The 22,270-nt window shown below is 40.8% G+C and carries 19 protein-coding genes; 13 read left to right on the forward strand and 6 right to left on the reverse strand.

The window, feature by feature from the left end:
* The first annotated feature begins 1 nt into the window (after position 1).
* The 9 genes from H5187_RS14745 (at position 2) to ttcA (ending at position 7,778) form a co-directional block, all read left to right on the forward strand.
* The gene (locus H5187_RS14745) at positions 2–187 is read left to right on the forward strand and encodes a cbb3-type cytochrome c oxidase subunit 3 (RefSeq protein WP_064667100.1); all 186 of its coding nucleotides are present in this window, start codon (positions 2–4) and stop codon (positions 185–187) included.
* A complete protein-coding gene (gene ccoP / locus H5187_RS14750; RefSeq protein ID WP_182718575.1) occupies positions 184–1,149 on the forward strand; it encodes a cytochrome-c oxidase, cbb3-type subunit III in 966 nt (321 codons plus the stop codon). Before H5187_RS14745 ends, ccoP begins: the two co-directional genes overlap by 4 nt.
* A 148-nt stretch (positions 1,150–1,297) precedes the next feature.
* On the forward strand, positions 1,298–1,789 hold the full coding sequence (locus H5187_RS14755; protein ID WP_182718574.1) for a FixH family protein: 492 nt from the start codon (positions 1,298–1,300) through the stop codon (positions 1,787–1,789).
* Positions 1,790–1,799: 10 nt separating this feature from the next.
* Positions 1,800–4,175 carry a heavy metal translocating P-type ATPase gene (locus H5187_RS14760; protein ID WP_182797991.1) on the forward strand — a complete coding sequence of 792 codons (2,376 nt, stop codon included), beginning with the start codon at positions 1,800–1,802 and terminating at the stop codon, positions 4,173–4,175.
* Positions 4,172–4,339, forward strand: coding sequence for a cbb3-type cytochrome oxidase assembly protein CcoS (ccoS, locus tag H5187_RS14765; RefSeq protein WP_145233504.1), 168 nt, complete (start codon positions 4,172–4,174; stop codon positions 4,337–4,339). The genes H5187_RS14760 and ccoS overlap by 4 nt, the downstream gene beginning before the upstream one ends.
* Entirely contained in the window at positions 4,332–5,003 is a 672-nt protein-coding gene (locus H5187_RS14770; RefSeq protein WP_182718572.1) for a sulfite exporter TauE/SafE family protein, read from the forward strand. Before ccoS ends, H5187_RS14770 begins: the two co-directional genes overlap by 8 nt.
* A gap of 41 nt (positions 5,004–5,044) precedes the next feature.
* Positions 5,045–5,779: an FNR family transcription factor gene (locus tag H5187_RS14775; protein ID WP_145233499.1), complete on the forward strand. Its 735-nt coding sequence runs from the start codon at positions 5,045–5,047 to the stop codon at positions 5,777–5,779.
* Between the two features lie 92 nt (positions 5,780–5,871).
* Positions 5,872–6,798: a universal stress protein UspE gene (gene uspE / locus H5187_RS14780; RefSeq protein ID WP_182718571.1), complete on the forward strand. Its 927-nt coding sequence runs from the start codon at positions 5,872–5,874 to the stop codon at positions 6,796–6,798.
* A gap of 74 nt (positions 6,799–6,872) precedes the next feature.
* Entirely contained in the window at positions 6,873–7,778 is a 906-nt protein-coding gene (gene ttcA / locus H5187_RS14785) for a tRNA 2-thiocytidine(32) synthetase TtcA (protein ID WP_145233494.1), read from the forward strand.
* Positions 7,779–7,846: 68 nt separating this feature from the next.
* On the opposite strand, the gene secF is transcribed toward ttcA, so the two are convergent.
* The 4 genes from secF to H5187_RS14805 form a co-directional block, all read right to left on the reverse strand.
* Entirely contained in the window at positions 7,847–8,773 is a 927-nt protein-coding gene (secF, locus tag H5187_RS14790) for a protein translocase subunit SecF (RefSeq protein WP_182797992.1), read from the reverse strand.
* Positions 8,770–10,623 (reverse strand): protein translocase subunit SecD, encoded by a 1,854-nt coding sequence (gene secD, locus H5187_RS14795; RefSeq protein WP_182797993.1) that lies wholly within the window; start codon positions 10,621–10,623, stop codon positions 8,770–8,772. Before secD ends, secF begins: the two co-directional genes overlap by 4 nt.
* 107 nt (positions 10,624–10,730) lie before the next feature.
* Positions 10,731–11,228, reverse strand: a complete 498-nt coding sequence (locus H5187_RS14800) for a hypothetical protein (RefSeq protein WP_182718568.1) — start codon at positions 11,226–11,228, stop codon at positions 10,731–10,733.
* Positions 11,229–11,355: 127 nt separating this feature from the next.
* Complete coding sequence (locus tag H5187_RS14805) at positions 11,356–12,405, reverse strand: NAD(P)-dependent alcohol dehydrogenase (protein WP_182767569.1); 1,050 nt, start codon at positions 12,403–12,405, stop codon at positions 11,356–11,358.
* 222 nt (positions 12,406–12,627) lie between these two features.
* Between H5187_RS14805 and H5187_RS14810 the strand changes: the two genes are divergently transcribed.
* The 4 genes from H5187_RS14810 to H5187_RS14825 all read left to right on the forward strand — a co-directional run bounded on the left by H5187_RS14810 (position 12,628) and on the right by H5187_RS14825 (position 18,869).
* Positions 12,628–14,370 carry an ABC transporter ATP-binding protein/permease gene (locus H5187_RS14810; protein ID WP_182797997.1) on the forward strand — a complete coding sequence of 581 codons (1,743 nt, stop codon included), beginning with the start codon at positions 12,628–12,630 and terminating at the stop codon, positions 14,368–14,370.
* Between the two features lie 173 nt (positions 14,371–14,543).
* Positions 14,544–16,613 carry a M13 family metallopeptidase gene (locus tag H5187_RS14815; RefSeq protein ID WP_182718566.1) on the forward strand — a complete coding sequence of 690 codons (2,070 nt, stop codon included), beginning with the start codon at positions 14,544–14,546 and terminating at the stop codon, positions 16,611–16,613.
* A 179-nt stretch (positions 16,614–16,792) separates the two neighbouring features.
* Positions 16,793–17,506 carry a YebC/PmpR family DNA-binding transcriptional regulator gene (locus tag H5187_RS14820; protein WP_145233481.1) on the forward strand — a complete coding sequence of 238 codons (714 nt, stop codon included), beginning with the start codon at positions 16,793–16,795 and terminating at the stop codon, positions 17,504–17,506.
* 88 nt (positions 17,507–17,594) lie between these two features.
* Positions 17,595–18,869: a leucine-rich repeat-containing protein kinase family protein gene (locus H5187_RS14825; RefSeq protein WP_182797994.1), complete on the forward strand. Its 1,275-nt coding sequence runs from the start codon at positions 17,595–17,597 to the stop codon at positions 18,867–18,869.
* A 192-nt stretch (positions 18,870–19,061) separates the two neighbouring features.
* Here H5187_RS14825 and H5187_RS14830 read toward each other — a convergent pair whose 3' ends face one another.
* Positions 19,062–20,816, reverse strand: a complete 1,755-nt coding sequence (locus tag H5187_RS14830) for a hypothetical protein (RefSeq protein WP_182797995.1) — start codon at positions 20,814–20,816, stop codon at positions 19,062–19,064.
* A 186-nt stretch (positions 20,817–21,002) separates the two neighbouring features.
* A complete protein-coding gene (locus tag H5187_RS14835) occupies positions 21,003–22,127 on the reverse strand; it encodes a sterol desaturase family protein (RefSeq protein ID WP_149982407.1) in 1,125 nt (374 codons plus the stop codon).
* Positions 22,128–22,270 lie beyond the last annotated feature (143 nt).

Genomic DNA, 22,270 nt, shown 5'->3' on the forward strand with positions numbered 1-22,270 from the left:
TATGGATTACGGAACATACAGAGGCATTTTAACTCTGGTAATTTTAGTACTATTTATTGTCATTGTTGTGTGGGCATATAGCAAGCGTAGTAAAACTCGTTTTAAAGACGCCGCTAATGTCATCTTTGAAGATGAGAAAAAACACAACGATACAATCTCTAACGAGGAAAAGGGGTCTGAGAAATGACTAGCTTTTGGAGTATATGGGTTATTGTATTAACCCTTGCATGCTTATTTATCATTTTTGGCTTACTAGTGTGGAATTTAACAAACTACACTGGTGTTAAAGAAGGTGAAAGCTGCGGGCACGAATTTGATGGTATTGAAGAACTAAATAATCCGCTACCTAAGTGGTGGACTTACATGTTCTTTGCAACATTTGTATGGTCAGTTTACTACTTAGCAGCATACCCAGGTTTAGGTAATTGGGAAGGTATTGCTAAATGGAGTAGCTCTAACCAAGGTATTACCTCTTTAGCTGAATCTAAAAAAGCAGTTGAAGAAGCCAAAGCGAATGGTGAATTTGTAAAGCTTGATAAAGAATATGAAGCTGCAGATGAGCGTTTTGGTCCTATTTTTGCCGCTTATGCTCAGCAAGATATCGAAACGCTTGTTACTGATGAAAAAGCACTGGAAATTGGCCAGCGTTTGTTCGCACAAAACTGTTCGCAGTGTCATGGTTCTGATGCCCGTGGTGGTCAAGGCTTCCCTAACCTAACTGATAAAGATTGGTTGTACGGTGGCACGCCAGATAAAATCAAAGAAACACTGTTACATGGTCGTATTGCTGCAATGCCACCTTGGGGTGCTGCATTGGGTGAGCAAGGCGTTAAAGAAATGACTGCTCATGTACTAAGTTTATCAGGTCGTACCGTTAACCAAAAAGACGCAGCCGCAGGTGCAGCTAAGTTTGCAATGTGTGCCGCGTGTCATGGTGCTGATGGTAAAGGTTCAGTTGCACATAATTTACCGTTTGGTGCACCTAACTTAACTGATAACATCTGGCTATATGGTGGTTCTCAACGTGCTGTTGAAGAAACACTTAACAACGGTCGTGCCGGTGTTATGCCAGCTTGGAAAGACATTTTAGGTGAAGAAAAAATTCATCTATTAACTGCATACGTTTATAGTTTATCGCAAGATAAATAACTAAAACGTTAATAGAATGTTTATATTTTAATGTTTTAATTCAATAGATTAATTCAGATCAAAAAAGCCTCCATCTGGAGGCTTTTTTTTAGTTTTTTCAACTTAAATCCTATAAAATGCCCTTATCGTAAACTAATTAAGTGTATTTATGACCCCTACTCCTTGGTATAAAAATTTCTGGCCGTGGTTCTTAATCTTTTTTCCGCTAGTTGCCATCATTGGTTGTATTTCCCTTTTTATAACTGCGATCGGCAATGGTCCTGATATGGTGGTTGATGATTACTATAAAAAAGGCAAAGCAATTAACTTAGAACTGAGCAAATTCGAGAAAGCTAAAGCGTTATATTTACATGGTGACTTGCTAATCGAAGCTGATAAAGTCAGCTTTAAATTCAATAAGGGGGACACCAGTAATATCCACTCATTAAAACTATCGTTTTATCATCGAACGATTCAGGCTCATGACTTTAGTACTCATTTAACCCCAAATGCGAATGGTGAATTTACAGCAATTGTCGAACCATATACTGATGGTGCTTATACTGTATTTATTGAGCCGATAGACGGTAGCTGGAAATTAAAAGAAAACATCACTTTGCCAAGTGAGCAAAGTATTGCCATAAGTCCTGAATATAAGTAGTCACCCCATCATGTCTAATAACTGCTTTCATTGCCTTGAAAGTGTACCATCGGGTTTTAACGCTACTGTTGTTATCGACGGTAGCGCGCAACCGATGTGTTGCATAGGCTGTCAAACCGTTGCCGAGACTATTGTTGCTCAAGGCATGACCGATTATTATAAATTCAGAACCGTGCGCGCTGGTAAAGTAGAACAGCTAGTTCCTGAGCAATTAGCATTTATTAGTAGTTACGATAACCCAGATATTCAAGACGAGTTTATTTCTCAAATCAACGACATCAGTGAAGTGTTATTGACCGTTGAAGGGATCACTTGCGCTGCCTGTGCATGGTTGATTGAAAGGCAACTGTTAAACATACCCGCAATCAAACGCGTTGACGTAAATACATCAACAAACCGCGCGATGATCCAATGGCATAAAGATCAGACACCATTAAGCGACATTATCAAATCGTTATTAGAAATTGGCTACAAGGCCTACCCGTTTCAAGTTGATGTTGAAGCAAGTCAAAAGCAGCTAGTTGCTAAAGCGTATATACGCAGGCTCGGCGTAGCAGGCTTAATGACCATGCAAGTGATGATGTTTGCTTTCGCCATGTACTTTGGCATGTTTTCTGGTATGGAAGAAAACTTTGAACAGTATTTTAGATGGATCAGCTTAATACTCGCTTCACCGGTTATTTTATACAGTGCTATGCCCTTTTTAACCAATGCAATTAATGGCTTAAAAGCCAAGCAGTTAAACATGGATCTTCCTGTATCCCTTGCTATTTTTGGCGCATATGGCGCAAGTAGTTACGCCACAGTGATGGCCGTGGGCGAAGTGTATTTTGAATCAATTTGTATGTTCACCTTCTTATTATTGCTAGGTAAATATTTAGAGTTTAGGGCTCGACTGAAAGCCAGTGAGTTTACTGCTAACTTACAAAAGTTATTACCACTTACAGCCCGTACTTTGGATGAAAACGGCCACGAACATATTATTGCAGCTAAAAAATTAAAACTCGGTGACCGAGTCTTAATTAAAGCCGGAGAAACAATTCCTGCAGATGGTGTTATTTGCACTGGCAGCACCACCGTTGATGAAGCAATGATGACAGGTGAGCATTTACCAGTTAGTAAGTACATTGATCATCAAGTTTTTGCCGGTACCGTGAATCATGATGGTGTAATTGAAATCCTTATCAATAAAATTGGTCAAAATACTCTTTTAAACCAAATAATTAAATTGCAGCACAGTGCGCTTGCCACCCGTCCTAAACTGGTGGAAATCACCGACAAAGTGGCGCAGTGGTTTGTTGCCTGCTTGCTGGTATTTGCCTCACTTACCGCCATCGGCTGGTATCAAGTTGACCCTGAACATGCCTTTTGGATCACCATTGCGGTCCTTGTTGCAACTTGCCCATGTGCGCTAAGTTTAGCAATTCCAACCGCCTTAACCTGCGCGGTGGCTACCTTAACCCGCAAAGGAATACTCATTAAGCAGTCTCATGTGCTAGAAACACTACCACAATTAACGCGCGTTGCTTTTGATAAAACAGGCACGTTAACACAGGGGCGTTTTAGCCTAGATGCTGTGGACTTATTAGCAAATTCTTTATCTAAAAAACAGATTTTGGCTCTTGCAGCACAACTTGAAAGTTACTCCGAACACCCTATTGCGACTGCATTTAATGAGTTCACACCCACACAGCGCGACTTAACGAATATTAAAATTCATCCTGGCTGTGGCATCACCGGTGAAGATGACAATCATAACTATGCAATTGGTAAAAGTGGTTGGTTCAACAGTAAAAAAAGTAATGCTCAAGCAACGTTCTACATTGATCAACAACCGGTTGCTAATTTTTACTTTGTAGATGAAGTAAAAAGTAATGCTGCAAACTTAATCACCTCTTTGCAACAGCAAGGCTTAACCTGCCACATGCTAACTGGGGACGCCTCAAATGCAGGGCAACAAATTGCTAAGAAGCTCAAACTTGATAGCTTTAAAGTAGGCTGTCTACCAGAGGATAAACAAAGCGAAGTGAAGCTGTGGTCAAGCCAAGGTGAAATTGTTGCTATGGTAGGAGATGGTGTCAACGACAGTCCAGTGTTTAATAGCGCGCATTTATCTATCGCAATGGAAACTGGCGCTGATATTTCCAAAAACACCGCTGATGTGGTATTACTCAATAGTGATTTAGCCGCTATAGAGCATTTATTGACGGTATCGAAAAAAACACGCCGAATAATAAAGCAAAATTTAGCGCTTTCATTGCTCTATAATGGTTCAATCTTACCGCTTGCGGCATTAGGCCTAGTTGCACCTTGGATGGCTGTGATTGGGATGTCTGCCAGTTCCATCATAGTGATCAGTAACTCACTAAGGTTATTAAAATTATGAGTATAATTTATATTCTAGTTCCAATTGCTATTTTATTTGTACTGATCGCGATTGGGGTGTTTTTTTGGGCCGTTCGCGGTGAACAATTTTCAGATTTAAACAAACAAGGTCACAGCATTTTGTTTGAAGATGATAAAGAGCAGCACAAAAAAAGTAATGATTGACCCCTTATTTTTCAGCGCTTTTATCATGGGCCTTATTGGCAGCGGACATTGCATCGCAATGTGTGGTGGTATTGCCAGCTCCTTACAATTAGCCACAGATAAAACCCGGCCATTGCAGTACTCCATTGCGTATAACATCGGTCGTGCCGGCAGTTATATGCTCGCAGGGGCGCTCGTTGCTGGGATCAGCAGCCATTTTGCCACCCAAAGTCATTGGTTCGCGTTAATTTTAGCGTTTTTAAGTGGCCTGTTTATGATTTTGGTTGGCTTGTATATCATGCGGTTAGGCGCAAGCTTACAATGGCTGGAATCGCTAGGGAAAACCTTGGTGTGGCAGCACTTGGTAAAACTAAATCGTTTTATAATGCCAATCAACTCATTACCTAAAGCAATGGCTTATGGCGCATTATGGGGTTGGTTACCCTGTGGTTTAGTTTATTCAGCGCTAACCTGGGCGATGACCAGCAACACAGCCCTTGATGGCGCTCTAGTCATGCTATTTTTCGCGCTTGGTACGTTTCCCGCGATGTTAAGTATCGGCATGGGCGCACAAGTATTACATAAAGTATTAAATCACCCATGGGCACGAATAGCACTGGGCAGTGTACTTATTTGGTACGGGATTTATTTACTTATCATTGCAACTGACAAGCTGCTGCATTAACCTTAACAAATTAATGTGACAACATTTAATGGACTGAACTAATGGATTTATATCAAAACAAAGCCAAAAATAATTGCACAATCAGCTGCAATGACTGCAGTATTAGTCAACTGTGCTTACCTTTTACCCTCAATGGGCAAGAAATGGATAAACTTGATGAAATCATTGAGCGTAAAAAACCATTACATAAAGGGGATTTTCTTTTTGAATCAGGAGCGCCACTGAACGCTATTTTTGCTGTTCGCTCTGGTTCATTTAAGTCCTACACCCTTTCAGAGCAAGGTGACGAGCAAATTACTGGCTTTCATCTCGCAGGAGATTTAATCGGCTTTGATGCAATAAATAAAATGGCACACCAAAGCTTTTCTCAAGCGCTCGAAACCTCAATGGTATGCGAAATTCCATTTGAAACACTCGATGACCTAGCGGGTAAATTACCAAAACTACGCCAGCAGATTATGCGCCTGATGAGCAGTGAAATTAACTACGACCAAGAAATGTTTTTGTCACTGAATAAAAAATCAGCCGAAGAGCGCTTAGCTAGTTTTATCTACAACTTGTCAAATCGCTTTGGCGAACGCGGGTTTTCTCGTAAAGAGTTTCGCTTTACCATGACCCGGGGTGAAATTGGTAATTACCTTGGTTTAACCGTTGAAACGATTAGTCGTTTACTGAGTCGTTTTCAAAAAGCTGCTTTAATAAAAGTGGAAGGTAAATTTATCACTATTCTAGATAGTGATGGGTTATCCGCAGCTGCAGCAATTCACCCAAAATAAACTTGATCTAGCGCAACAAGTTGTTAGCTGTTACTTTAACTACTCGCGTTATACGTTACACTCTAGCTATAAAGTAGTTAAAGGAGCAGCTTATGAACACCATCAAACAAATACTCGCCATTATTGATCCAACCGCTGAGTCTCAGCATGGTTTATCTCGCTCTATCGAATTAGCCAAAAAGTCCGGTGCCAGTATCACCGCTTTTATGAGCATTTATGATTTTTCCTATGAGATGACGACCATGCTCTCTGGCGATGAGCGCGAGGCAATGCGCAATGCCGTCGTTAAAGACCGTCAGTTATGGCTGGATGAAATTTTGCAACATTACCCAGACGTCGATATTAACAGCCAAGTGGTTTGGCATAATCGCACTTATGAAGCGATCATCGATACGGTAATAGACCAACAGTTTGATTTGGTTGTAAAAGGAACTCACGAGCACGATACACTTAAGTCAGTAATTTTTACTCCAACCGATTGGCATTTAATTCGTAAATGCCCAGCCCCGGTATTATTGGTAAAAGAGCACGCTTGGCCTTCGCAGGGTAATATTTTAGCTGCTGTTAACGCTGTAAGTGAAAACCAACAGCACCTTGATTTAAACCATCGTATTATTCAAGATGCGCAGTTTTTATGTGAACTGGCTAACGCAAGCCTTAGTATCGTTAACGCCTATCCTGCGACACCGGTAAACATTGCAATTGAAATCCCTGAGTTTAACCCCAGTATTTATAACGAGTCGGTTAAAAAACACCATATAGAATCAACCCATGAGTTAGCAGCTAGTCATCAAATCGCCCAGCAAAACTGTGTCATAGAAGAAGGTTTACCAGAGGACGTGATCCCGGATGTAGCAAAGCGCCTTAATAGTGAATTAGTGGTAATTGGTACGGTTGGCCGCACTGGATTAAGTGCAGCCTTAGTAGGTAACACCGCAGAGCATGTTATTGACAGCCTTGATTGTGACGTATTAGCCTTAAAACCCGATGGCTATGTGAGCCCGCTGGCAAAAGATTAAATAAATTTTGTTGATTGAAACTTTAGGCATATAATACGCCCCTTTATTTTACCCATAGTTCTAAAGGGGGCGTAATGTCGCATTCTGTTCAAGCCAAAGCTCAACATAGCTTATCTAAGTTACAAAAACGCTTACGTCGTCAAACCGGTCAAGCGGTGATGGACTTCAATATGATTGAAGAAGGCGACCGTATCATGGTGTGCCTCTCTGGTGGAAAAGACAGTTATACTCTACTTGACATGCTGCAGCATTTACAGCGTGTTGCACCTATTAAATTTGATTTGTTTGTTGTTAACCTTGATCAAAAGCAACCAGGCTTTCCTGAACATGTATTGCCAGCATATTTAGACACTCAGAATATTGAATACAAAATTGTTGAAGAAGACACCTACAGTATAGTGACTGATATTATTCCTGAAGGTAAAACAACCTGTTCGCTATGCTCACGCTTACGTCGCGGCATTTTATATCGTACCGCAAATGAAATGGGGGCCACTAAAATCGCCTTAGGTCATCATCGCGACGATATGATCGAAACCCTATTCTTAAATATGTTTTATGGTGGCAAACTGAAAAGCATGCCAGCTAAATTAATGAGCGATAACGGCGAGCACATGGTAATTCGTCCATTAGCCTACTGTAAAGAAACAGATATTGAACAATATGCTATCAGCCAAGCATACCCTATCATTCCATGTAATCTGTGTGGCTCACAAGAAAATCTGCAACGCAAACATACCAAAGCGATGCTTGCACAGTGGGATATTGAGCACCCTGGTCGTATTGAGAGTATTTTTACTGCAATGCAAAATGTTGTGCCTTCGCATCTAGCAGATAATGAGTTATTTGATTTCACCAACTTAAAAACCGGTGAAGTAATTGATGGCGGCGATATTGCGCTTGATAAACCAGACATACCAAAACAACCTGTACTTAACGATGATGAAACAGCTGATGTTGTGACAATTAATTTAAGTTAACAAATTAACTTAAAGAATAACAATGCCGCGTATATCGCGGCATTTTTGTTTTCCGTTGATAAAGTCAGTTACGGCATATCCATCAACGCTTGGCTTTGCTCATCGACCTTAACTTGATAGTTTTCATGCCTTAAACCAAGTAACTGTGGTAACGTTGCAGCAATACAAATTGACGATAATGTTCCCACAACAATTCCTACAAATAGTCCGATAGAAAACCCCTGTAACGGCGCACCAGCCAATAACCACACACTCGCCACTGTTGCAAGAGTAGTGCCTGAGGTGATTAAAGTACGGGTCAAAGTGCTCTTAATTGATTCATTGATCACCGTATTCACGCTAGCTTGTTGTGTTGTGGAATCTAAGCGCAGTAGCTCGCGTACCCTGTCACCGACAATAATTGAATCATTTAATGAATAACCAATGATTGCCAGTAAACTCGCTAATACGGTTAAGTTAAAATCAAGCTGTAACCATGCAAATAAACCAACTACCACCACCACGTCATGCATTAAAGCCACAACCGATCCCAACGCTAAACGCCACTCAAAGCGTAGCGCTAAATAAATCATCACGGCAACCATTGCCGCAAATAATGCCAAACAGCCTTGTTCAAATAATTCATCGCCAACTTGTGAGCCTAAGTAAGAAGATGACAACACTTCAGCACCCAATGTCTCATCTTGCGTAAGCGTTGCTAACCAAGGCGATGTACTGGCTTGCTCTGCCTCTCTTAACTGAAAGTGCTGGCTAGATTGAGCGCTTAAGGTAAAGTCATCATGGTGATAATAACTAATTTTTTTCGCCAGCTCAGCCTCACTAATTGGCACTGCAGTGGTAAACTCAGTTAAATAGCCACCAGTAAAATCAAGGCCGAAATTCAATCCTTTTGTAGCAACCCCTATTACAGAGAGCAGCACTAATAGGATAGATAAAACCAACCCCGATAAACGTAAGCGGGTTGTGGTGCTCATTTTTTCATTTGAATTGCTCATGCGCGAGCTCCTCGCTTATTTGCCAATTTTAAATACAAAGTCTGACTCAACGCCTTAGAAACATACACCCCGGTAAATACGCTAGTTATTAGCCCTAACGCCAGCGTAATTGCAAAGCCTTTGATTGGCCCATAGCCAATACCATATAAAATAATTGCCGTGATCATAGTGGTAATATTAGCATCAAAAATTGTCGCAAATGCTTGTTGGTAGCCCTGCTCTATCGCTTGATATGGTGCTCGGCCTTTACGGCGCTCTTCTTTGATCCGCTCAAAAATAATAACATTAGTATCAACAGCCATACCGATTGTCAGTACCAGCCCGGCTATGCCCGGTAAAGTTAGCACCACACCAGGCAGCAGTGACATTAATCCTACTAAAGCTGTTAAATTCAATAATAAGGCAATATTTGCCACCAGCCCTAAACGACGATACCACAGCGCCATAAAGGCTAATGTAATACCCATTCCCAACATTAAGGCCGCGAGCCCATTATGTATGTTATCTGCGCCCAAGCTTGGCCCAATGGTTTGTTCTTGTACGATTGTCACCGGCGCAGTTAATGAACCTGCACGTAATAGCAATGCTAAATCCTGCGCCGCTTGTGGGCTTTGCATATTAGTAATACTAAATTGGCTACTCAAATGTTGAGCTATATTGGCTACATTAATCACTTCACTTTTTTTAACTACTTCACCTTTGGCATTTTTATAATATTCAGAATACACCGTTGCCATTGGTTTACCGATATTACGTTTTGAAAATGCTGACATCGCCTCGCCACCTTGGCTGTCAAGGCTAAGCTGCACTAGCGGCTTGCCCCATTCATCGCGCCCTGCATGGGCATTATTGATGTGCTGTCCTGAAAAAATAGCAATTGGGTCTAAATTGATCGAGCCACCATTTTGCAGGTTAAAGGTTTTTCCACCGATTTCTTTAAGCTGATAAAAATCAAGCGACGCTGTTGCACCTATAATACGTTTTGCTTCACTTGGATCTTGTACACCGGGTAACTCAATACGAATACGTTGTTTACCTTGGCGCTGCGTAACTGCTTCAGTAATGCCTAATTCTTCAATACGGCCTCTTAAAGTGGTTAAGGTTTGACTCATTACTTCTTTATCAAACGCATTACTACCTTGTTCACTAAAACTAAATGCCACCGTTGTTAAATTACCCTGTGAATGCGCAGTTGCCATTAAACACTCAAAACGCTTTAGTACATTCGCCTGTACTGCGGCTAAGTCACTTTTAGCAGCAGGCAACGCGTGTAATTCAAAACCATGGGCATTTTTTTGTACACGAACACCTCTGGCTTTTTCATCACGAATAATTGTTTTAGTTTGTTCATACGCACTATCAAGTTGCTCTTGTTGCGCTTTCACTAAATCAACATCTAATACAAATAACACACCACCATTAAGATCAAGACCTAATTTTATAGGTGCTAATCCTAAGCTTTGTAACCAATCGGGACTTGTTTGATGCGTGACTATTTTTGCATTCAACTGCGTAAATTCACTTTTTAACGCTTGTTGCGCTGCGGCACTTTTGGTTGGCTCTTGTAGTAACACATTTAATGAAAGGCTGTTTTGCGCCACTTGAATTGATTGCTCAACCAGAAACCCATGTTGATTTAAAAAATCAATAACAGATTTTTGCGAAGGAGTATTCGCTAGTAACTGCTGTGAATGTTGCTGGATCTGCGTTGTACTCAGATGCAGCCACGATTTTGCTGGATATAAATTTGGTAAGGCACTGATAGCTAATAATACCAGCGCCAAAAACATCGCCATATAGCTTATTTTAAAACGCTGTAGCTGCGGTTTTTTTGATGAATTTTTTAACATATTGCTTCCTTTAAACCAATGCAAGCATCGGTTTCTCGCCTCATAGGCGCAGTAATTTATTTGCTTTAGTTGAATGACTAAAACATCGAAAAAATTAGTAGGAAGAGTTAACTGAAGTAAGTAAGTACTGCACGGTATTGTAAGTTGGCGTCTTTCCAACCACTAATCCGTGATTTTTTACCTTCGTAGGCTACAAACCAAGGTAATGTTATTGGCGGTTCAAGGGGTTGTAAGTAAAGTTGGCGCGCAAGGCTAGGTACAAAAAACTCAAATATTGCCACATAACTTGGCTCAACTTGGCTTTGATACAGAAATAACGATGAATTACTCGCTGAAAAGCGTGGCTGTAAAGACTCAAACCCCGCGCCTTCTGTTTGTTGATCAGCCGCCGCAATTGGTATCTTCTTGGTAAAAGGGGTGCTATCTGATACTGAAGTATCAAATACCTTAACCTCTAAAACACTCAAATCAGATAACATCGCCGACTGAAAAAAAGCGGTAGGCTGGCTCACATTAGTCTCAGCGTTGCTCACAGCATTAGCCTGCACACTAAAAAGTGCAGTAAACAGCAGTAATACAGTAAGGACTAAGCGAAAACGGATCATTTTATTATCTAAATAGCAAGCTGGTATTATAAATGGGGAGTAATTGCCCTATTTCAATAGCTAATTTGCAATTGAACAAAAAAAACCGCAAGTAAAACTACTTACGGCCAAAAATCACAGTCGATAATTAAGCGACTTCAAGTGAGGACATGTCAATGACATAACGATGAGACAAATCACCTTCTTTTAAGCGTTCAAAAGCCTGATTAATATCTGCCATGTTGATCATCTCTACTTCCGGTAAAATATTATGCAGCGCACAGAAATTAAGAATTTCTTGAGTTTGTGCAATACCACCAATCAAAGAGCCAGCCACGCGGCGACGCCCCAATAATAATGGCACCGAGTTTGATTCAGCCATCTCACCCACTTGTCCGACTAATACTTGAGTACCATCAATATCTAATAGGGGCATATAAGGGGTAAAGTCATGCTTAACTGGAATAGTATTAATGATCACATCAAACTGATTAGCGTATGCTTTCATGGCTTGTTCGTCTTTAGATACCAGTAAACCTTCAGCACCATATTCCAACGCTTGCTGTTTTTTATCATCTGATCGACTAATAGCTGTCACATGGGCACCCATTGCCGCTGCGATTTTAATTGCCATATGGCCTAACCCACCTAAGCCAATAACGCCAACTCGGCTTCCAGGCCCGACATTAAAAGTACGTAGCGGCGAATAAGTGGTAATACCCGCGCATAAAATTGGCGCACACTTAGCAAGATCAAGTGATTCTGGAACGTTTAAAACAAACTCTTCGCGCACTACAATGTGTTTGGCGTAGCCACCTTTGGTTGATTCACCAGTGATACGATCTTTTCCTGAATAAGTTCCGACCATGCCTTCGCGACAAAATTGCTCTTCGCCTTTGTGGCATTGGTCACACTCAAGGCAGCTATCAACCATACAACCAACTGCTACATTATCGCCAACTTTGTATTTAGTCACTTTGCTGCCAACCTCAGTGACACGACCTACAATCTCATGTCCTGGTAAAATTGGGTAACTGGTGCCACCCCAATCATTATTTACGGTATGTAGATCTGAATGGCACACCCCGCAATATAAGATTTCAATCGCAACATCTTCATCGCGCAAATCGCGTCTTTCAAAATGAAATGGCTCTAATGGCGTATTAGCTTGATTTGCTGCGTATCCGATAGTTTTCATCTGCTTTCCCTTCTTTGTTAAAAACTGAGTTTAATTAACCACTCTAAAACATTGTCTTAAGCTGCCTAAACTGTACTATGTGCTGTTAGTAGTATAGCCCTAGATACAAACTGTTAAAGTTTATACTCTAGGCTACTAGAAAAAGTTTAATGCAGACTTAATAGAGTTAGAGAAAATATGCGCGGAATGGGTAAACAAGAAGCAATAAAACATCATGATGCGATGAATTTAAAGCAAAGCATTGTCACCTTGTGGCCTTACTTAGTTGCTTTTAAAGGCCGTGTAACACTTGCAACACTGGCATTGATCGCCGCAAAGGGTGCCACTTTATTGATGCCATGGGCGCTGAAAGAAATAATCGACAGTGTTGATCCAAGTTTACAAAATATAGTCATCGTACCCATAGCTTTACTGTTACTGTATGGCGGACTACGTTTTGCGAGTGTGTTTTTTGGTGAAGTACGTGATGCGTTGTTTGGTCGTGTAACTGAACATGCTATGCGCCATATTGGCCTAAAAGTATTTAATCACCTACACAGCCTTGAGTTGTCGTTTCATCTTGATAGGCAAACTGGCGGCATTAGCCGTGATATAGAGCGTGGCACCAGTGGCTTAAGCTTCTTAATGCGCTTTTTAATGTTCAATATTGTGCCAACTTTATTTGAAATAGCCGTAGTTGCGATTATTTTTGCAACTTTATTTTCGCCGTGGTTTGCCGTAGTTACCCTGCTTGCAGTGGCTTTATATATTACCTTCACGGTTGTTGTAACACAGTGGCGCAACCGCTTTATTCGCGAAGCAAACCAAGCCGACAATAATAGTAATAGCCGTGCTATTGACAGCTTACTTAATTATGAAACCGTTAAATATTTTAATAATGAAAAGCATGAAGCACAAACTTATGATGGTTTTTTAGCTAGTTGGGAGCAAGCCCGGCTTAAAAACCGCTTATCGTTGCTTGCCCTTAATTCAGGTCAAGCCTTGATCATAGCAGCAGCGATCACCGCCTTAATGTGGCTTGCTAGTATTGAAGTGGTTAAAGGCACACTCTCTATTGGTGAGTTGGTAATGATCAACGCCTATATGATCCAATTATTTTTACCGCTCAATTTTTTAGGCTTTGTTTATCGAGAAATTCGCCGCGCCTTAACCGACCTTGAAAATATGCTCGGACTATTAACCCGTAAACCACTCATTTCAGATAAAGCAAATGCACAACAGCTCAATATACAACACGCTGATATAGAATTTAAAAACGTTAACTTTGGCTACCATCCATCAAGACCTATCATTAAGCAGCTTAGTTTTTCTATTAAAGCAGGCAGCAAAGTCGCGGTGGTGGGCGCCAGCGGTGCAGGAAAAAGCACCCTAGCCCGTTTACTGTATCGCTTTTATGATATTGACAGCGGTGAAATACATATTGATGGTCAACAACTTACTAGCGTCACACTCAACAGCTTGCGACAAGCGATTGCCATTGTGCCACAAGATACTGTGTTATTTAATACCAGCATTCGCGACAACATTGCTTATGGCCGTCCAGATGCTACAGCACAAGGCATTGATAATGCTATTAATATGGCGCATTTACGCAGCTTTATTGATAGTTTAGATAAAGGTGATCAAACCCTCGTTGGTGAACGAGGTTTAAAAGTTTCAGGCGGTGAAAAACAACGAATTGCCATAGCCCGAACCATTTTAAAACGCTCCCCTATTATCATTTTTGACGAAGCAACATCAGCGCTAGACTCTCATTCCGAGCAAGCAATATTAAAAGCCATGTCTGCACTGGCCTCTAATCATACCAGTTTAGTTATTGCCCATCGCTTATCAACAATAACAGATGCAGACACGATTATTGTGCTCAAAGAGGGTCAGCTGATCGAGCAAGGCAAACATGATGAGTTACTTACCCTCAATGGTGAATACGCGCGCATGTGGGAACTTCAACAAAAAACAGCATAAACATGGAGACTCATCTTCGGCGCGGGATACACACTGTATGTCGCGTTGCTTGTTGTTTCACCTAACTGAGAAGTAATTCACCTCAAAAGTTTGTCTGTTTTTAGGTTATCAATAACAATCCGAGTTAGAAAAACGTGAGATAAAAATAATTAAATTACATTCAGGGAAATCCAATGAAGAAAACACTTATTGCAGCAACACTTGCTGCCACATTTCTGACCGGCTGTTCAGAGCCTAAAACAACACAAGCGCAACAGCAGCCTAGTGCCGAAACCCAGACAGCAAAAGCTGAATTAGGTAGCTTTGGGGTAGATTTAACAGCCCGCAATGAAGCCATAAAACCAGGTGATGACTTTTTCATGTACGCCAGTGGCACATGGTATGACAACTACGTTATGCCTGCCGATAAAACTCGCTACGGTGCATTTGCAGGATTGGCAGAGCGCAGCGAAGAGCGTGTTAAGGCAATTATTGAAGAGATCGCAGCCCGAAAAGATTTAAATACTGAAGAAAAGTTAGTTGCCGATTTCTATAACGCGTATATGGATACCGATACCCTTAATAAGCTTGGTGTGTCGCCAATTAAACCACTACTAACGGAAATTAGTAACGTTTCATCAACCGATGATCTAACCAAATTGTTTGGCCAATCGTGGTTAACGGGCGTTAACTCGCCTATTGGTGGTGGCATGTGGTTTAACCGCTTAGACCCAAATAAATATGAAATGTCATTAGGTGCTGGCGGCTTAGGTTTACCAGATCGTTCTTACTACCTTGAAGATTCAGAACGTTTTGTTAAAACTCGTACTGCTTATGTAGCCCATATTGCCGACATGCTTAAATTTGCAGGTGTTGACAATACAACTGAACGTGCTGAGGCAATTTTAGCCCTTGAAACCAAAATAGCACAAGGCCAGTGGCCACGAGAAAAACGTCGTAACCGCGACCTTACCCTAAATCAAATCGAACGCAGCGAGCTGAGCTCTAGCTATCCTGATTTTAATTGGGATCTGTATTTTGAACAAACAGGATACCAAGTACCACAGTTAAATGTATCGCAACCAGAGCCGATCAAAGCCATGATTGCATTGATCAATCAAGAAGATGTTACTGTATGGAAAGATTACTTAACCTATCACGCACTAAGCTCTAATGCAGAGCTACTGTCTGAAGATGTATTCAATACTAACTTCGCATTTTACGGAAAAGAGCTAAATGGCCAGCAAGAGCCTCGCCCACGCTGGAAACGCGCTATCAGCCAAATGTCGAGCACTGATTCATTAGGTTTTGCCATTGGTAAAGTGTATGTAGCACGCTACTTCCCTGAATCATCAAAACAACAAATGTCAGCATTGGTAGAAAACCTGCGAACAGCTCTGGGCGAACGTATTGACAACCTAGACTGGATGGGAGCAGAAACGAAAGTAAATGCCCGCGCTAAACTCGCTGCGTTTGTGCCTAAAATTGGCTATCCCGATGTATGGCAATCATTTGATGGTTTAAGCATAAGTAGCAATGATTTGATGGGCAACATCAAAAATACCCGCGAGTTTTTCCGAGCTGAAAGCGCTGCAAAAGAATTGCAAAAAACCGACCGTAACCGCTGGGGCATGACACCACAACGTGTTAACGCTTACTACAACAGTTCGTTTAACGAAATTGTATTCCCTGCAGCAATTCTACAACCACCATTTTTCGATCCTAATGCCGATCCGGCAGTAAACTATGGTGGCATTGGTGCCGTGATTGGTCATGAAATGGGCCATGGTTTTGACGATCAAGGCTCTAAGTCAGATGCTAACGGCGTACAACGTAACTGGTGGACAGATGCCGATCGTGCTGCATTTGATGCCAAAGCCGACCAACTTGCTGCACAATACAGTCAATACGAGCCAATCCCTGGTAACTTCGTTAATGGTCGTAATAGCTTAGGTGAAAACATCGGTGACGTGGGTGGGTTAGCAATGGCTTATCACGCTTACAAACTCAGCCTAAACGGTAAAGAAGCGCCTATTATTGACGGCCTTACGGGCGATCAACGGTTCTTCCTAGCCTGGGCACAAGTATGGAAAGAAAAACGCACTGAGCAAAGCATGTTAAACCAGCTTCGTGGTGGCACACATGCACCCGGTCGCTTTAGAGCACAAGCACCACGTAACCACGATGCATGGTACAAAGCATTCAATGTACAACCGGGTGATGCCTTGTATTTACCAGAAGATCAACGCGTACGTATTTGGTAATAACCCGATACATTTCGATTGAAAATATAACCCGCAACTGCGGGTTATATTTTTTGTGCTGCTTGCTCACTCAAAGCAACTTTAATTCCCACTGAATTCTGTATTTCCAAGCGAGTTGGGTATAGAATACGGCACTACAAAATTTATACTTTTAAAAACATATTTAAGGCGAAACGCAGATGGGAAGAGCTTACCAAAACAAAAAAGATTCAATGGCTAAGACTGCGGGTGCTAAAACTAAAGTTTACTCAAAGTACGGTAAAGAAATTTATATTTGCGCAAAAAATGGTGGTATTGATCCCGATGGCAACCTATCGCTACGTCGTTTAATTGAACGCGCTAAAAAAGATCAAGTACCAGCACACGTAATTGACCGCGCAATTGATAAAGCCAAAGGCGGCGGCGGTGAAGACTACTCAGCAACTCGTTACGAAGGCTATGGCCCTGGTAACTGCATGATCATTGTTGATTGCTTAACTGACAACAACAAACGTACCTTTGCTGATGTACGTGTATGTTTTACTAAAGCAAACGCTAAAATTGGTGCACAAAACTCGGTATCTCACTTATTTGATCATTTAGCTATTTTTGTATTTGATGGCGATGATGACGAAGCCGTGCTTGAAGCACTAATGATGGCTGACGTTGATGTTACTGACGTAGAAGTTGAAGCCGGCAAAGTCACTGTTTTTGCTCCGCATACTGAGTACAACAACACCCGTACCGCACTTGAAGAAATGGGCGTTACTGAGTTTGATGAAGATTTGATCTCTTTTGTGCCGCAAGTTGAAGCACCCATTGCAGGCGAAGACGTAGAAGTAATGGAACGCTTTTTAGCGATGCTTGAAGATTGTGACGACGTACAAAACGTGTACCACAACGCACAATTTTAATTTTATTGACTAAAATTATGACTAAGGCCAACTTGATTGGCCTTTTTATTTTCTTATTGTTAAACCCCTAAATAAATGGATTTGTATTTTGAATACCGTTGAACAGCTTCGTAGTGGTAAATTAGCTGGCACTAAACGTTTACAACTAGTTGAAGAGCTAACCACATTCCCAGACGAAATTTTTACCCTTGCAGATACCCTCGAAGTACTCGATTTATCAAATAATAATTTATCTGATTTGCCCGACGAATTTGCTAGTTTAACTAAATTAAAGCGGGTGTTTTTATCATTCAATCAGTTCCAGCATATTCCTGCTGTATTGGCAAAATGCCCTTCCCTTATTATGATTGCATTTAAAGGCAATAAAATCAGTGAATTTGCCGAGCATAGTTTGCCGCTTTCGACACAATGGTTAATTTTAACTGACAACCATATTGAACAATTGCCAGACTCTTTTGGTGAACTTACGCAACTGCGTAAACTTGCCCTTGCTGGTAATCGACTAACGACTTTGCCACACAGCATGCAGCAGTGCCAAGCGCTTGAACTCGTGCGTTTATCTGCGAATAACTTAACTGATGTTAATGACTGGCTGTTTGAATTACCAAAACTCAGTTGGCTGGCTTTTGCAGGCAATGACTTTAATAAAGCACAAAGTTTACAACAAGTTCAATTAGCAGCCGTACAACTAAACGAGTTTTCACTTGTTGAAAAAATTGGTGAAGGTGCGTCTGGGATTATTCACTTAGCACAGTGGCAGCACAATAATGTGGCGTTAAAACTGTTTAAAGGCGCGATCACCAGTGATGGCTATCCACTTGATGAAGTAAACTGTTGCTTGCAAGCGGGCGAACATAAAAACCTAATAAACGTTCTCGCCTATATCGATAACCCAGAGCAACTTGGTCTGGTTATGGAGCTTATCAGTAAGGACTATCAAAACCTCGGCTTACCGCCGTCACTTGATACTTGCACCCGCGATACCTTTTTTGAGCATACACAGTTCACTGCTCACGCCATTAAACACATTGCTAAGCAAATGGTCAGCACCCTTGCCCACTTACATATCAATAACGTAAGTCATGGCGATGTATATGCGCACAACACCATGATAAACGATGAATACACAGTATTGTTTGGTGACTTTGGCGCAGCAACTAATTTAGACTCTCTGACCGACTATCAGCGCCAACAAATGCAGCGTATTGAAGTCAGAGCGATTGGCTGCTTAATTGATGATTTACTGAGCGTGTGTTCTGAAGTTACGAGCGATGCAACACAGCTAAGAAAACTTGCTCAACAATGTATGAATGCAGATATGAGCCAACGACCAACTCTAAAAGCACTAATAGAAAAACTATAACTTTTATGCGCGACTCTGAGTCATGCTTTACCGCCTTGCTTTGCTACATAGCTATAAAATAAAACTGAATATAAATAAGCCTTGGTCTACTTATATGGCTTTCGTGTCTGGTATGCTTTTATAATATCAGTAACTTTACTGAGCTTTGGTCAAACTAATTCACCCAAAGCTCAGTTGGTTAATAAAATAGCGTTAATCAAGCGTTATTGTAATGACTTCGTTGGCAAATTCGCTATACACCACAAGGTGTTTTTCAGAAATAGTCTCAAAATGAAAGTCTTTCATTGAATAACTTTCCCATGACACATCAGCTTTGATCAAATACTCTTTATCCGCTGATAGGGCCCACAGTTGCCCCGTAGATTGATTAGATGACGCATCACCTACATAAATCAATAAATAGCCTTGTTCACTCACAATAGGAGTTATTTTTTTAGTATTACTTCGTGCATAACTCGCAATTGTGCGCCATGTTTCATTATAAACTCTGATCGGTTGAGTGGTATTTAACCGTGATTGCAACTGCAATTCTGACTGCTCTGTACCAGCCTTACGTAAATATTTAAGCACGGCATATTTTATCGATGCTGTCTCAACAAAATCACCCGCTAGTAAAGTATCTAAGTCGCCGCCAATCCAATCAGGAGTTATTTGTCTTAACGCGGTTAAATCGAATGCAGTACTTGTCTCTACTTGTTCTCGTGTAAATTTAAACTGTTCAATGCCACTGTCTTGGTTTGTAAATAAGAACTGGTTATTACCATTTTGCCAAATAGTAGCATTGCGTACATTATTCAATGAAAACACAGCGTCATCGCGCGCACTTGGTATAACGTCCATTACATTTATAAGCAACTGCTCATCAGTACCAAAACCTAGACCAAATGTGATGTCATCATATTCAAAAAATGGTGTATGACTAAATGTACTGATCTGCTTACTCAATACAGTGCTCCCTCGGATCTGAGCATTTATGATCTGTATATACGATTTTGATGAAACCTCATTATTATCTTCAAGCGCTAGATAAAGGTCTTGATTATTTGCAATAAATTCACTTTTCAAAACCCCATCGTTGATTAGGTTAGATACTGCTTTCCATTTACCACTTTGCCAACTATAAACACCATCAGGAAAAGACGTTAACGCAAATAGTTTACCGCCTGAAATAGCTAGACTTGAAGCGTTAATATCATGGATTTTATAATTACCTAATTGGCCATTATCAAAAGAAGCAGAGTGTAATTTGTATTGCGTAGAGGCGCCTTCAGTAATAAACCAAACTTGCTCATCAAACCATAAATATTCAGATTCAATTAACCGCTCTTTGTCGGGGTTATCAAATAATAATTGCTTTTCTTGTTCACTAAACACCAAATACAATTTACGTTTTTCATACACCACAGTATAAGGACGGCAAGCTACTTTAAACTTAAGATTAGAGGAGTCATCAACTTCACAAATCTGTGGCCCGCCAAGCGCTGTAATTTCAGGCTCAATCATTGTAAGTGGTGGAACCGAGACTGGAGAGTCTTTTAACTGAATACTTTGCTCGCCATAACGAATAGTTACAGGGTATGAATAAGGGGTTGTTTGTGCAAAACTCGCCTGAGAAGATACACATTTAACAGCAAGGCTATAATTCAACGTTGTTGTATTGCTCAGCTGTGTGTCGCACGTGATACTTTCTGGTATAGCTAATAAGGTTGGTTGTACAAATGTTTTTGACGTTGCGCTCAGTTCAATAACCTTGTCTGCAGTAAGCTTCGCTTTGTTATCCATCCATGACACTTCAAGTCCTGCGGCAACACCATTGGCTGTTATTTTGAGCGTAAACGTTTGCTCTGAAATAGCAGGTGGCTTTGTATCTTGACTGTCTCCAGAAGAGCCACCGCATCCACTTGCGGCTAAAATAGATAAGCTCACTAAAAATGATTTAAATTGCAAAATAGAATCCTTGTGTTTAATTAGTTTCAAAAAAGTCGCTACTAATACATATTCCTTCAGTTATCAATTATTACTACTAGTACCTTTTTTAGCAATATATTTTTGGTTATTATCTGTCCATACCAATACTCGATAAAATATGATCACTATCGAAAACACTAAATTGAAAGGATTCCCATATCGCGACTATTTTTGCTTTTTAAACGGAAACAGCTGCTGTTTTAACATCCCAGTTGGTACATAGTCCCCGACTACGCCATAAGCTTCTGGCCATTCTTGTTGGCCTTTTACGGCCGTGCCAAAAACATAATCTAAGAATGAAAAGTGCGCAGCATAATTACGGTCAATGGCCGCTTTATCTGAAGAGTGATGCCAATGATGAAACTGTGGCGTAACCAATAAATATTTCAACCAACCAAATTTCACCCGTACATTGGCATGGTTAAATACCGCCTGAAAACCCACGATTATCACATATAAGCTGATCACTTGCTGCGAAAAACCCAGCACGAAAATAGGCGTAAGTACTAAACTGCGCGTCACTAAAATCTCTAAAATGTGCTGGCGAGAGCCTGCAAGCCAGTCCATTTCTTTTGCACTGTGATGAATACCATGAAAACGCCATAAATAAGGCACTTCATGATAAGCGCGGTGTACAAAGTACTGCATCAAATCAGCGACTAAAATAATTAACAGCACTTGCAATATAAAAGGTAATTGACTGATGTAGCCCTGCACAGTGCTTGACACTGCCCAACCAAAACCATAGTGCACAAAGTGATTAGTCACTAATAACACAAACCCAATAATCAAATGGTTAACAAAAAAGTGGTTTAGATCACCGCGCCATTCACTGCGTAATATCTTTTGTTCTTTGCGGTGCGGTAACAGCTTTTCAATGAGAATAAATATTAAGGTTGAGCCCAATAAATCTAATATAAACCAGTCTAGGCCTATATAGGGGGTGTTATCAGCAAAATCATTCACCTCAACATTAGGGCCGCCAAACGCAATGGCCAGCACAATAAAAAACCACGCAGTTGCACCTAAACGTTTATTTTTGTTACGTACAAAGTTAAGTAACCCCAAACTACCGGCCACGATAAGCGCACCAAACATCAGTTGACGTAAAAATTCGACACTGTAGCTCTTTCTCAATTCCGGTGTGGTTAAATATTCTGGAAAATGAAAGGCGAGCACGCCTAAACAAGACAGCATAGCTAAAAAGCAGCCGATATAACCGCTAATATTACCTTCACCTATTTGTAGGTGGTTAGTACGAAACAGGTGAGTTTTTAGAGTATTTTTCATTAGTAATTCCTTTTATATCAATCGTGTTAAGTTACTGACCATTTATAGCGACAGATAAATACAGTGATAACAAGGCGTAAATTTTGACATGTAGTTGTTCTACTTGAAAAAATTATAACGCAGTTAGCGCTTTATTTAGCTCG

Source organism: Pseudoalteromonas sp. SG44-1 (assembly GCF_014164315.1).
GTDB classification, from domain to species: Bacteria; Pseudomonadota; Gammaproteobacteria; order Enterobacterales; family Alteromonadaceae; genus Pseudoalteromonas; species Pseudoalteromonas rhizosphaerae.

What these genes read in the sequence shown, in the direction of transcription:
- H5187_RS14810 (WP_182797997.1), top strand. Translation starts at nt 12,628, where the DNA reads ATGAATTTAAAGCAAAGCATTGTCACCTTGTGGCCTTACTTAGTTGCT.
- H5187_RS14760 (WP_182797991.1), top strand. Translation starts at nt 1,800, where the DNA reads ATGTCTAATAACTGCTTTCATTGCCTTGAAAGTGTACCATCGGGTTTT.
- H5187_RS14835 (WP_149982407.1), bottom strand. Translation starts at nt 22,127, where the DNA reads ATGAAAAATACTCTAAAAACTCACCTGTTTCGTACTAACCACCTACAA.
- H5187_RS14805 (WP_182767569.1), bottom strand. Translation starts at nt 12,405, where the DNA reads ATGAAAACTATCGGATACGCAGCAAATCAAGCTAATACGCCATTAGAG.
- ccoS (WP_145233504.1), top strand. Translation starts at nt 4,172, where the DNA reads ATGAGTATAATTTATATTCTAGTTCCAATTGCTATTTTATTTGTACTG.
- secD (WP_182797993.1), bottom strand. Translation starts at nt 10,623, where the DNA reads ATGTTAAAAAATTCATCAAAAAAACCGCAGCTACAGCGTTTTAAAATA.
- H5187_RS14745 (WP_064667100.1), top strand. Translation starts at nt 2, where the DNA reads ATGGATTACGGAACATACAGAGGCATTTTAACTCTGGTAATTTTAGTA.
- H5187_RS14800 (WP_182718568.1), bottom strand. Translation starts at nt 11,228, where the DNA reads ATGATCCGTTTTCGCTTAGTCCTTACTGTATTACTGCTGTTTACTGCA.
- H5187_RS14820 (WP_145233481.1), top strand. Translation starts at nt 16,793, where the DNA reads ATGGGAAGAGCTTACCAAAACAAAAAAGATTCAATGGCTAAGACTGCG.
- H5187_RS14755 (WP_182718574.1), top strand. Translation starts at nt 1,298, where the DNA reads ATGACCCCTACTCCTTGGTATAAAAATTTCTGGCCGTGGTTCTTAATC.
- H5187_RS14815 (WP_182718566.1), top strand. Translation starts at nt 14,544, where the DNA reads ATGAAGAAAACACTTATTGCAGCAACACTTGCTGCCACATTTCTGACC.
- ccoP (WP_182718575.1), top strand. Translation starts at nt 184, where the DNA reads ATGACTAGCTTTTGGAGTATATGGGTTATTGTATTAACCCTTGCATGC.
- ttcA (WP_145233494.1), top strand. Translation starts at nt 6,873, where the DNA reads ATGTCGCATTCTGTTCAAGCCAAAGCTCAACATAGCTTATCTAAGTTA.
- uspE (WP_182718571.1), top strand. Translation starts at nt 5,872, where the DNA reads ATGAACACCATCAAACAAATACTCGCCATTATTGATCCAACCGCTGAG.
- H5187_RS14775 (WP_145233499.1), top strand. Translation starts at nt 5,045, where the DNA reads ATGGATTTATATCAAAACAAAGCCAAAAATAATTGCACAATCAGCTGC.
- secF (WP_182797992.1), bottom strand. Translation starts at nt 8,773, where the DNA reads ATGAGCAATTCAAATGAAAAAATGAGCACCACAACCCGCTTACGTTTA.
- H5187_RS14770 (WP_182718572.1), top strand. Translation starts at nt 4,332, where the DNA reads ATGATTGACCCCTTATTTTTCAGCGCTTTTATCATGGGCCTTATTGGC.